Genomic DNA, 11,530 nt, shown 5'->3' on the forward strand with positions numbered 1-11,530 from the left:
AGCAGGTAAAGCGTCCGAAGCGAACTGGAAACCTGTCATCCTCAGTAAGTGGAAACAAGGTTTTACGTTTGTAGTTGTAGTGATAATTCTTAAAATGAGGATTAATTAAGATGTTTTGAAAGGCTCTGTTAAACGATACAGTTTTTTCGTGCATTTATCCACTTGTGGCATGCTAGGGGCAAATGCATTTCTTTTGTTCTTTCATTTCAAACAGATTCTTTTACATAGCCTAATTAAAATCCGATTGAACCTTCCTCGTCTTCCCAGTCATTCTTTTTTGAACGTTTATTTTGTTTTTGAAGTTCTTTTATGCGCTCTTCAAAAGCCAGTTCACCATCATAATGCCAGTTTAAGGCAACAGACATATATAATTCATTTAATTGAGAAATCGATAAGCCTTTTGTCAAGCGTGCCATGTCATTGACTTGTTGGTGTGAGAAGATGTCCTTCAAATCAAGTTTACGTAAATACTGTTCTCGTACTTGAGCGGAAGGAGCCGGTATTTCATATGCTCGGTCAAAACGTCCAGCACGGTTAATCAGCGCAGGATCGATTTTTTCGGGATAGTTTGTTGTTCCTATAATAAATAACCCTTCTCTAGATTGCGTGCCATCTAGAGTGTTTAAAAAGACAGAACGTGTATATTCAGGCATAGAGTCTATGTCTTCAATGACTAGAATGGCTGGTGCTAGTCTTGTGACGATGCCAAATACTTCTTGTATAGAATGACTTCCAGTAAACTCAGTAATCTGCCAATACACTACGGGTGCGTTTGTTGAGCCAGTGATGGACTTAACTAACGTTGTTTTTCCGTTACCCGGAGAACCATAAAGTAAAATACCGCGCTTATAAGGCAATCCATATTCTTTAAAGAATTGGCCATCTGCTGTGAAAAATTGATCAATTGAACGGAAGATATCTTGTTTCACCGACTCCTCAAGCATAACATCCTCACGACTTACAACAGAATGTTCACCGTAATTGCGTCGCTTTACGCCATCTTCCGTATCCACTAAAAATGTAACAGACTGCATTAACATTTGCCTTAATTTCTCGTTAATATCTTGTAAGAAGGCTAAAGCCTTTTCAGGAGACTGGGCATAACAATGCATCTCTGGCCAGCTATGATCGGTGGTGTAAAACGTGACAATTGTTAGGGCAACTTCATGATTAGGGAAATAAATAAGTTGATTTTCAAACGTATTAACTACTTTTAAGTGGCTTTCATTAGCATCCTCGGAAGTTGTGCCTATTTTTCCAAGAGTTCGTGTCTCGTATATATGACTAAGAGACTCGTACTCAAGGAGGCCTTTTTCCATCATTTCAAGGACGTTGGTATCGAGTTGCGAAATGGTTTCACCAATATATATATGTTGCCATTGTCCAGATAACCTATGTTCAAGCTTGTCAATAATGCGTTTGGATACGAATGCAAGATCTTCGTAATGGGGAAGAGTTTGTCTCGTATCTTCAAGGTGTGATATAAGCGTAAGTGGTTTCATAAAGGCCTCCCATAAAATATGACTCAATTATAACGATTAAGTTGAAAAAAAGTTCCTCCAATTGGAAGAACTTTTCAGAAAATTATTTAGCTTTAATTTTACCAGTCCATTGACGGAAACCGCCTTGTAATTGATAAATCTGCGTATATCCTTTTTTCTTAAGAAACAAAGCAGTACGTGAACTTCTTGCGCTATTTTGACAGTACAAGTAAACAGGCTTATCTGAACGAATTTCTTTGAAGCGTTGGCGCATTTGTGAAGATGGGATGTTGCGCGCACCTAGAATGTGCCCGCCATCAAATTCTTTTGGTTCACGGACGTCTATGAGTTGTGCTTTACGATATCCCTCAATAAACTGTTCTTGGGTTAAACCTGAAACAGCTTTTTTCAATCGAAGTGATGAAATTAAAAAATAGACCACTAAAGCTAATAAAGCAGCACTAATAATATATATAAGTGTCAAAACAACTTCCCCTTTCTCTCTATGTTTTTATTATACTATTTTCTTGTGAGAAAACCCATCTTTTTAAAGCTTAAAAGATGGATTTTAAAGTTCAAGTTATATAGAACAAAGAGATAATGATCTATTCGAATGTCTATAACACACACAATATGGTTTTATGTATTATTGAAAAAATCTTGTATGAAAGATCTCGACTGTTTGAATTTTCTTTATAGTTTATTTAAATAATTTAGTAGCCACATGGCATTTGGTTTGGTAAGATGAAAAACATTGTGAGGAGGAAATTATATGTCCAAACCAACTTGGTATTTTATTAATTCCGGTGCTTGTCGTCCATCTTTTAATATGGCTTTAGATGAAGCATTATTAGATTGGCATAGCGAAGGACTCCTGCCTCCTATCGTACGTTTTTACGGATGGACACCAGCCACATTATCGATTGGCTACTTCCAACAAGTAAAGAAAGAAATTAATATGGAAGAAGTTAAAAAGCATAACTTAGGTTTTGTTCGTCGTCCAACAGGTGGTCGAGGGGTACTACATGAACATGAATTAACGTATAGCATTATCGTCAGTGAAGATTATCCGAATATGCCAGTGACAGTAACCGAAGCATATCGAGTATTAAGCGAAGGGTTATTAATAGGTTTCCAAAATCTTGGGCTTGATGCTTACTTTTCAATACCTGATACAGATGAAAAGAAAACTGATTTGAAAAAACCAAGAAGCGCAGTCTGTTTTGACGCTCCTTCCTGGTATGAGTTAGTAGTTGAAGGAAAAAAAGTAGCTGGCAGTGCACAAACTAGACAAAAAGGTGTCATTCTACAGCATGGGGCGATTTTACTTGATTTAGATGAAGACAAACTCGTCTCTTTATTTAATTATCCATCTGAAGCGGTAAAAGCTCGTGTTCGAAGAGGGTTACCAGAAAAAGCAGTAGCAATCAATCGTTTACGTGAAATACCTGCGACTATGGATGAGTGTGTAGCAGCGTTTAAAAATGGATTTGAAGAGGGATTAGATGTTAATCTTGAACCTTATTCACTTACAAATGAACAAATAGAATATGTAGAAGCTTTAGAAAAAAGGCGTTACGCGCATGACGATTGGACATACCGTAAGTAGTGGGCACAAAGTGCTATTTTTGGTATAAAATAAGTAAAATATACCTATAGACGTTGCGTGTGTATGTTCGACCATACATGCGCTTCAATTGATTTTAATATCAATATATAGTAATATATTTAATTATCTACACTACATATTGTGTTTTTAAGCATAAATAGGAGGAATGAAGATGGTACTAGTTTCCAAACAAACAATAGGTAAGTTAAACATTGAAAATTTAAATCAAGACATAGCATTATTTCCTCAAGTACATCCAATTACACAAGAAATGACACTTACGCATAAAGGGGTTTCCCGCTTAGTAATGATCGATCGCTATTCTTTTAAAGATATGGCGAAGGAAACATTGAAAGCAGGAGACTTCGTAGTTTTAACAGTGAAAGAAGATCCTAAATTCCCAGCCCGCGGCTTAGGTTATATTGTTTCAATTGACAAAGACGCGAACAAAGCAAAAGTGTTAATTGAAGAAGATTACCGTAGTGCTATTGATGATCCGACAGAACAACAACTTGGAATTGTTAATCGTTCTATTCATGTAATTGAAAAACCATTGGAAGTTTATTATGAACAAATTGCAAAACGTAACGCAACTGGTTTAGCATCAGTAGAAACAACTGAAGAAAAGAAAAAAGAATGGTTCCAAAAGTTTTATGAACAATTGGTAGCCATGAAATTTATTCCTGCTGGACGAGTTCTTTATGGTGCAGGGGCAGGAACAGATGTAACTTATTTTAACTGTTACGTTATGCCATTTGTGCCAGATTCACGTGAAGGCATTTCTGATCATCGCAAACAAGTGATGGAAATTATGAGTCGAGGTGGAGGCGTTGGAACGAATGGCTCAACACTTCGTCCCAGAAATACACTAGCAAAAGGTGTTAACGGAAAATCATCTGGTTCAGTATCATGGTTAGACGATATAGCGAAGTTAACTCATCTTGTTGAACAAGGTGGCAGCCGACGTGGTGCTCAAATGATTATGCTTGCTGATTGGCATCCTGATATTGCCGAATTTATTATTTCAAAAATGCAAAATCCGAGAATTCTTCGCTTTTTAATAGAGAATACAGAAGATGAAACGATCAAAGAGCTTGCGAAAGATAAACTCAACTTTAAACCTTTAACGCAACAAGAAGAAGCGATGTATCAAGGAATAGTCAATTATAAAAAAATTCCTGGACTAGGTGGATTCAGTGATGGCATTATTCGTGATGCCGAAACAAAATTACTAGACGGCGGTACTTACAGTGTAAACAACTCAGAGTTTTTAACGGGTGCTAACATTTCAGTAACTTTAACTGATGACTTTATGAAGGAAGTAGAATTAGATGGTGAACATGCACYTCGATTCCCAGCTGTAGAAACCTACACAGCAGAAGAAATGGCAGTTTACAATGAGAAATGGMATGAAATTGGTGATGTTCGTGAATGGGAAAAACAAGGCCATAGCGTACGTACTTATCGCACAATGAAAGCGAAAGACCTATGGAATTTGATTAATATTTGTGCAACGTATTCTGCTGAACCTGGTATTTTMTTTATTGATAATGCGAACGAAATGACCAATGCCAAAGCGTATGGGCAACAAGTTGTAGCAACGAACCCATGTGGCGAACAACCTTTAGCACCATATTCCGTGTGTAACTTAGCAGCTGTGAATTTAGCACAATTTGCTCAAAAAGAGTCGAAAACAGTCGATTTTGAAGGCTTAAAAGAAACGGTTCGTGTCGGCGTACGTATGCAAGATAACGTCATTGACGCAACTCCATACTTCTTAGAAGAAAATAAAGTACAAGCCCTTGGTGAACGTCGTGTTGGTCTTGGTGTTATGGGACTAGCAGACTTGTTGATTTATTGTGAAAAAGAGTATGGATCAGATGAAGGTAATGTATTAGTCGATCAGATTTTTGAAACGATTGCTGTGGCAGCATACGAAACTTCAGCAGATCTTGCGAAAGAGCGTGGCAGTTTCCCGTTCTTACAAGGCGAGACGCTAGAAGAAACAAATAGGTTACGCCAAGCATTCATCAATTCAGGATTCATGAAAAAAATGGCCCCGCATGTACGTGAAGCAATTATTGAAAACGGGATTCGTAATTCCCATTTACTAACAGTTGCTCCAACTGGATCAACTGGTACAATGGTTGGAGTATCAACAGGGTTAGAACCTTATTTCTCATTCACTTATTATCGTAGTGGACGTTTAGGTAAATTCATTGAAGTAAAAGCAGATATTGTACGTGAATACTTAGAAGCGAATCCACAGGTAGATGCGAATAATTTACCAGAATGGTTTAAAGCATCGATGGAATTAGCACCTGAAGCTCATGCTGATGTGCAGTGTATAATTCAACGTTGGATTGATAGTTCTATCTCTAAAACTGTAAATGCACCTCGTGGCTATACAGTGGAACAAGTACAAGGGGTCTACGAACGACTGTACCGTGGTGGAGCTAAAGGTGGAACTGTGTATGTCGATGGAAGTCGAGATGCACAAGTGTTGACACTCAAAGCTGAAGAAAATGTAATGGATGAACATCATTATGAAGAAAAAGTCATGGAAAATCGTCCGATTGTGTTAGTTGATACTATACAAGCTTTACGTTCGACAACAGTGACAATTGGATCTGAAGCAGGAAACAAATGCCCAGTTTGTCGACAAGGTACAGTAGAAGAAATGGGTGGCTGCAATACATGTACGAGTTGCGGTGCTCAACTTAAGTGTGGACTGTAAAAAAGTAAAGAATGACTAAAGATTATAAAAGAAACGTACCGTGTATCGAGTTGATACACGGTACGTCTTTTTGATTTGCATTAATTTTTGGAAAATCATGATATCTATGAATAGAGTGAGTGATAACAGTCAAAAATGGAGAGATAGAAAGGATTGTGATTCGAATGAAAGGTAGTCATTTCCTCTGGATATCAACTGCACATGCTTTAGTTTTTACATGTATATTAGGTTTTCTTCATGTCTTTAAATTTATTAAATGGCATCCTTTAAACTGGACGAAAACGTTTCAAATATTCCCTCTAGCACACGTTTCAATTAAGTGGATGCTCACATATCTTATCGTCTTTTTAATAATTAATATTGTGATGGGATTATTGCTACTGGTCAAAAAAATGCCTGCCATTGCTACTTCTCTAGTGGTTGGATTTGCCACATGGCTTCTATTAGAATGGGCAATATACTCAGACTTATCACGCATAGGTTGGCACTCCATTCCAATATTAACGGTTATTATATTTATTTGCAGAGCCCTTGCAGAAACAATTGTTTATTATGACCGAACTGTATATGATGACGTACGAAAGTAGTTGCTGCACCTATTTGTTGTGATAAAATGAAAAGGAACGATGGAACTAGGGGGAATAGTGTGAATATTCTATGTTTGAATGGACCGAATTTAAATCGTTTAGGAAAACGTGAACCAGCAATTTACGGATCGGTTACATTAGAAGATGTGCAGCAGTCACTGATAACTCATGGTGAAATATCAAATGCTCAAGTGGAATGTAAACAATCAAATCATGAAGGTGAACTAATTGATTGGCTCCACCTTGCAGAAGATGCCGAGGTTGATGGAATTATTTTTAATCCTGGAGCATACACACATACGAGTTATGCATTACGCGATGCCATTGCATCTATATCTATTCCAGTAATTGAAGTTCATATTTCGAATATTCATAGTAGAGAAAGTTTCCGGCATCAATCGGTTTTAGCAGCTGTTTGTGTAGGACAAATTTGCGGACTTGGAACATTTGGTTATACATTAGCACTAGAAACATTTTTACATAGAAGAAAAGGGGAGTCTTAAATGGAGAAATTATCTAAATTACGTCAAGCTCTTGTGGAGCATCAGATTGATGCCTTGTTGATTACAAGTGGGTACAATCGCAGATACATAACTGGTTTTACTGGTACAGCAGGAGTTGCTATTATTTCTCAAGAGCAAGCAGTTTTTATTACAGATTTTCGTTATACGGAACAAGCTGAAACAGAAATAAAAGGCTTTGATATTGTTCAACATACAAAAACGCTTATTGAAGAAGTTAGTGTGCAATTAGAAAAAATAGGTGCAAAAAAAGTAGGTTTTGAGAAAGATGACATGACTTATGCCATGTTTGAAAGCTATCAAAAAGCTGTCAAATCAGAACTAGTTCCTGTTTCTGGGCTAATTGAGAAGATCCGCTTGATTAAGACGCCTCAAGAGATTAAGATTATTAAGGCTGCCGCAGACATCGCAGATGCGGCTTTTGAACACATTATTACGTTTATTGCAGCTGGAAAAACAGAATTAGAGGTTTCTAATGAACTAGAGTTCTTTATGCGTAAACAAGGTGCTTCTTCATCTTCTTTTGATATTATCGTGGCTTCTGGACTCAGATCAGCTCTTCCACACGGTGTAGCCACCAAAAAAATAATTGAAAAAGGTGATTTTGTAACATTGGACTTCGGTGCATTGTATAATGGATACGTATCCGACGTTACGAGAACAGTTGCCATAGGAGAACCAAGCGATCACTTAAAAGAAATTTATCAAATTGTTCTAGATTCACAAATGTTAGCTTTGGAGAAAATTAAACCTGGAATGACAGGGATTGAAGCGGACGCCGTTGCTCGGGATTACATTAAATCAAAAGGGTACGGAGAAGCGTTTGGACATTCTTTAGGACACGGGATTGGATTAGAAGTCCATGAAGGACCTGGCTTATCCTTCCGTTCAGATGTCGTTCTTGAAGAAGGAATGGTTATCACAATTGAACCGGGGATATACTTGCCAGGAGTCGGTGGCGTTCGAATCGAAGATGATTCGGTCATGACAGCAACAGGAAATAACAAATTAACACATTCTACAAAAGAGTTACTTATCTTATAAATTTTGGAGGAACAAAAATGATCTCAGTAAATGATTTTAAAACAGGTTTGACAATAGAAGTAGATGGTGGCATTTGGCGCGTTTTGGATTTCCAACATGTAAAACCAGGTAAAGGCGCAGCATTCGTTCGTTCAAAATTACGCAACATTCGTACTGGTGCAGTAAATGAAAAAACATTCCGCGCTGGAGAGAAAGTAGAAAAAGCTCAAATTGATAACCGTAAAATGCAATATTTATATGCAAACGGCGATACGCACAATTTCATGGATACTGACACGTATGAACAAATTGAACTCGAATCAAAACAAATCGAGTATGAGTTGAAGTTCTTGCGTGAAWACATGGAAGTTCAAATTATGCAGTACCAAGGTGAAACATTAGGGGTTGAATTACCAAACTCGGTTATCTTAATCGTTGCAGAAACAGAGCCTGGTATTAAAGGTGATACATCAAGTGGTGGTACGAAAACAGCAGTATTAGAAACTGGACTTTCCGTACAGGTTCCATTCTTTATCAACGAAGGCGATCGTCTCATCATTAACACATCAGAAGCCGCTTACGTTTCAAGAGCACAATAATAAAACAAGAGTTGTCATTTGCATTTCGTGCAAATGGCAACTTTTTTTTCATGTATTAACCTGTTTGAGCATACGATGAAGAGACGGAGGAGGGGACAAGTCGGAATTTATGGACGTAATTCGAGTGGCAGGAATTGGAGTAATTCTTGCGTTGTTGCACCTTTTCTTTGAACAAACAGGGAAAAAAGAATTTACGTTTTTTTTATTTGTTTTTGGTTATCTTTATATGACGGTTGAAATGTTGCGTTTTCTTCGATACTTCTTCGAAGAAATCACTACTTTTTTCGAATGGCTCACCATTTCGGTGTAAGTTATGCAAATCATCCTAGTAACGATAGTGATTATATTCCTTATGTTGTTGCTACAACAAATTCTTCCACAATTCACACCTATACTTCTTAGTTTGTTCTTCTTTATACTACTCTCTAATATTCTGTTTCAGATGCTCATTCCAATTGTACGTGCTGTTCTTGAACATGCTCCAAAAGAAGCTCTCCCGATCATAAGGGTTTTAATAATCTCGGTTTTTCTTACATTTATTAGTGAAGCTTTATCTGAATGGAGCCGGAACTTGAATTTGAATGCGTTTACTCCACTCATATCTATTAGTTGTCATTTACTAATACTGACCTACTGGTTGCCACTAATCCAACAAATGTTTACGACTCTATCTCGGCTATTGATTAAATAATTCAGGTAATTGAGGGGTGAGATGGTTCATGCTTGAACCCTTATATGCCTATGTTTTTGGTGTAACCCGATACTTCATGGTTCTTCTAATTGCCATTATTCTTGGTATGATTCTCGATATTTTATTTCCTCAAGGAAAGCGTTGGACAAGACTGGCACTTTTTTGCATAGCGGTTTTATACACACTTACTCCTGCAATAGAGGCCATGCATGAAATGCAACAGTTTTCCAAGGAAATGATTACGGTTTTTATGAGTGTTTACCCTGTTTTAACGGCTGGTTTGCTAATGAATAGTGGAACGATGGCTTTTTCAATTTGGAATCCAGCTTTATATGTATTTATTCAATTTACAGTGTTGTTAACTGAGAAAATCCTGATTCCTTTGTTAATGACGACGATATTGCTTGATTTTATTAGTCGGTTTCATCCAGCAACTCCATTTACGAAACTGACAGACATAATTCGAACATCTTTGCTCAGTATTGTTTCAGCAGTTGTTGTTATTTATAGTTTTTTTATATCAGTTCAAGGGTTTATCTCATGGAATATTTCTAGTGTGGTCACCGAACCGATTAAGAAAATAATTCAGCAAAACATTCCTTTCGTAGGCTCATTCTTAACGGAGAGTCTAAGCACATTTACTCGGTTTTCTTCATCAATCACTTCCATTACCGGTGGTGGGATTGCTTTTTCAATTTTACTAGTGGTACTAATCCCCACACTGAAAACGATTAGCGTTGCCTTTTGTTACCGATTAGTGGCTGCAATAATTGAGCCATTTGGACCCGAAGATTTAGCTAGTTTCTTGGACGATATTGGGAAATCTATTTTCGTGCTAAGTATCTTGTCATTTTTAATAGCTTTTGCGTTTTTCTACACCGCGATCTTTGTTGTTATTTTAGTGAAATTTTCTCTTCTAATGAGGGGTGCATGATGTCCGAATGGTTAAAGGGGTTAGTGTTTATTATATTGCTTAGTGAAATCMTACAGGCAGTTTTCACAGACACAGATTCCAATGATAATTTGGAACAATATACAAAATTAGGACTGGCCATATACATGATGTTATTTATCACTTCATTTTTCTATGAATAGTTGAGGAATGAGTTTCATATAGTTTATCAAATGCCTGTCTCACTTAGGAGAGGAGCGTGAGTCCATCCATTAAAATGAATCGTATGAAAAGCGGTCTCCTGCTTGCAAGCCTCTTGGTATTCATGGTGTTTTTCTTATTTAATGAAACTCTTTTCACCAAGCAACCTTACACAACCAGTCAGTCAGAAGATCCGGCAACACAAGAACAATCATTGGAAAAAGCATTGGAAAAAATGGCTGGGGTAGGTGAAGTCGAATTATTTTTTTATACAGGCACGAACGAGCCTCTTCAAACAGTTTCGGAAAAACCTAGTTTTGCATTGTTTGATCCAAAGACAGAGGAACAAACAAAGATCCAATCCATATTAGTTGTCGCAAGAGGAGCGGATCAAGCTCAAATCAGATTGAAGTTAATAAAATATTTATCGGCTGTATTAATACTGCCAGAACATCGAATTGTCGTCGTCCCGATGGATGAGAAAGGGGTTTCTAAATGAAAGTCAAAAAACGTACAGTGTGGATGCTAACTTTATTAAGTCTAGTAGCAGTAATTTCGGTGTATTACGTGCAAGAGCCCAACAACATGCCCTTTGATGGTTTAGCTATTTTTTCAGATGAAGGAAGTAATAAGTTGACGGTCGATGACGGAGCAAAAGATGAGTCAGTGACACCAGTATATGCTCAAAGTGCGTTATTTGAAGAGATGAGAATGGAAGCTTCTAACGAACGTAGTCAGTTAAAAGAACAACTTACTACAAAAATCACTGCAAAAGAAATAAATGCAGATGAAATTAATGAAGCCTATAGTGCGATGGAAGATTTAACAGTTCGTGAATCAACTGAAGCCATGCTTGAAATGCTAATCCGTTCACTAGGATATTCAGATGCTCTTGTTCAAACAGAAAAAGGATTAGTGAAGGTTATGGTTATCTCTGACGAATTAGGTAAAGCAGAAGCAAACGAAATTATCCACATCGTCAAAAAAGAGTGGGAAGATGCTAGAAAAGTACAAGTAACATTTCAACCAGCTTCATAATGAATGAAAAGGGCCAATTAAGGTCCTTTTTTCATTTTAAGAGACAAATTCCTCTTTAATCCTTCGTTTGGAATCAAGATAGCGATTCGTTTCTCCAGCGCCGGCGTCGGGCTAAAATGGGCTTCTCAACCTTTCAGGTTAGTACCAACTC

Annotated in this window: 12 protein-coding genes; 10 read left to right on the forward strand and 2 right to left on the reverse strand. The window is 37.3% G+C overall.

The window, feature by feature from the left end:
• Positions 1 to 233: 233 nt before the first annotated feature.
• Positions 234 to 1,502 carry an AAA family ATPase gene (locus tag AC1DOS_RS13050; protein WP_477537858.1) on the reverse strand — a complete coding sequence of 423 codons (1,269 nt, stop codon included), beginning with the start codon at positions 1,500 to 1,502 and terminating at the stop codon, positions 234 to 236.
• A gap of 82 nt (positions 1,503 to 1,584) precedes the next feature.
• Positions 1,585 to 1,965, reverse strand: coding sequence for a rhodanese-like domain-containing protein (locus AC1DOS_RS13055; RefSeq protein WP_108586832.1), 381 nt, complete (start codon positions 1,963 to 1,965; stop codon positions 1,585 to 1,587).
• A gap of 288 nt (positions 1,966 to 2,253) precedes the next feature.
• Here AC1DOS_RS13055 and AC1DOS_RS13060 point away from each other — a divergent pair, with 288 nt between their 5' ends.
• The 10 genes from AC1DOS_RS13060 to AC1DOS_RS13105 all read left to right on the forward strand — a co-directional run bounded on the left by AC1DOS_RS13060 (position 2,254) and on the right by AC1DOS_RS13105 (position 11,379).
• A complete protein-coding gene (locus tag AC1DOS_RS13060; protein ID WP_477537859.1) occupies positions 2,254 to 3,090 on the forward strand; it encodes a lipoate--protein ligase family protein in 837 nt (278 codons plus the stop codon).
• Positions 3,091 to 3,262: 172 nt separating this feature from the next.
• Positions 3,263 to 5,827: a vitamin B12-dependent ribonucleotide reductase gene (locus tag AC1DOS_RS13065; protein WP_477537860.1), complete on the forward strand. Its 2,565-nt coding sequence runs from the start codon at positions 3,263 to 3,265 to the stop codon at positions 5,825 to 5,827.
• Between the two features lie 164 nt (positions 5,828 to 5,991).
• The gene (locus tag AC1DOS_RS13070) at positions 5,992 to 6,414 is read left to right on the forward strand and encodes a hypothetical protein (RefSeq protein ID WP_477537866.1); all 423 of its coding nucleotides are present in this window, start codon (positions 5,992 to 5,994) and stop codon (positions 6,412 to 6,414) included.
• 59 nt (positions 6,415 to 6,473) lie between these two features.
• Positions 6,474 to 6,917 carry a type II 3-dehydroquinate dehydratase gene (gene aroQ / locus AC1DOS_RS13075; RefSeq protein WP_477537861.1) on the forward strand — a complete coding sequence of 148 codons (444 nt, stop codon included), beginning with the start codon at positions 6,474 to 6,476 and terminating at the stop codon, positions 6,915 to 6,917.
• The gene (locus AC1DOS_RS13080; protein ID WP_477537862.1) at positions 6,918 to 7,979 is read left to right on the forward strand and encodes an aminopeptidase P family protein; all 1,062 of its coding nucleotides are present in this window, start codon (positions 6,918 to 6,920) and stop codon (positions 7,977 to 7,979) included.
• 17 nt (positions 7,980 to 7,996) lie between these two features.
• Positions 7,997 to 8,557, forward strand: a complete 561-nt coding sequence (gene efp, locus AC1DOS_RS13085; protein WP_477537863.1) for an elongation factor P — start codon at positions 7,997 to 7,999, stop codon at positions 8,555 to 8,557.
• Between the two features lie 109 nt (positions 8,558 to 8,666).
• Positions 8,667 to 8,867, forward strand: coding sequence for a SpoIIIAC/SpoIIIAD family protein (locus AC1DOS_RS13090; RefSeq protein ID WP_108586825.1), 201 nt, complete (start codon positions 8,667 to 8,669; stop codon positions 8,865 to 8,867).
• A 409-nt stretch (positions 8,868 to 9,276) separates the two neighbouring features.
• On the forward strand, positions 9,277 to 10,182 hold the full coding sequence (locus AC1DOS_RS13095; protein WP_477537864.1) for a stage III sporulation protein AE: 906 nt from the start codon (positions 9,277 to 9,279) through the stop codon (positions 10,180 to 10,182).
• 217 nt (positions 10,183 to 10,399) lie between these two features.
• A complete protein-coding gene (locus tag AC1DOS_RS13100) occupies positions 10,400 to 10,840 on the forward strand; it encodes a hypothetical protein (RefSeq protein WP_108586822.1) in 441 nt (146 codons plus the stop codon).
• Positions 10,837 to 11,379 (forward strand): SpoIIIAH-like family protein, encoded by a 543-nt coding sequence (locus AC1DOS_RS13105; protein ID WP_477537865.1) that lies wholly within the window; start codon positions 10,837 to 10,839, stop codon positions 11,377 to 11,379. Before AC1DOS_RS13100 ends, AC1DOS_RS13105 begins: the two co-directional genes overlap by 4 nt.
• The last annotated feature ends 151 nt before the right edge of the window (positions 11,380 to 11,530 follow it).

The sequence above is a fragment of the Paenisporosarcina sp. P5_A11 genome (assembly GCF_056400705.1).

Excerpts from the sequence above, each read along its gene's own strand:
- AC1DOS_RS13080 (WP_477537862.1), top strand. The coding sequence starts at position 6,918 with ATGGAGAAATTATCTAAATTACGTCAAGCTCTTGTGGAGCATCAGATT.
- AC1DOS_RS13090 (WP_108586825.1), top strand. The coding sequence starts at position 8,667 with ATGGACGTAATTCGAGTGGCAGGAATTGGAGTAATTCTTGCGTTGTTG.
- AC1DOS_RS13095 (WP_477537864.1), top strand. The coding sequence starts at position 9,277 with ATGCTTGAACCCTTATATGCCTATGTTTTTGGTGTAACCCGATACTTC.
- AC1DOS_RS13050 (WP_477537858.1), bottom strand. The coding sequence starts at position 1,502 with ATGAAACCACTTACGCTTATATCACACCTTGAAGATACGAGACAAACT.
- AC1DOS_RS13070 (WP_477537866.1), top strand. The coding sequence starts at position 5,992 with ATGAAAGGTAGTCATTTCCTCTGGATATCAACTGCACATGCTTTAGTT.
- AC1DOS_RS13060 (WP_477537859.1), top strand. The coding sequence starts at position 2,254 with ATGTCCAAACCAACTTGGTATTTTATTAATTCCGGTGCTTGTCGTCCA.
- AC1DOS_RS13105 (WP_477537865.1), top strand. The coding sequence starts at position 10,837 with ATGAAAGTCAAAAAACGTACAGTGTGGATGCTAACTTTATTAAGTCTA.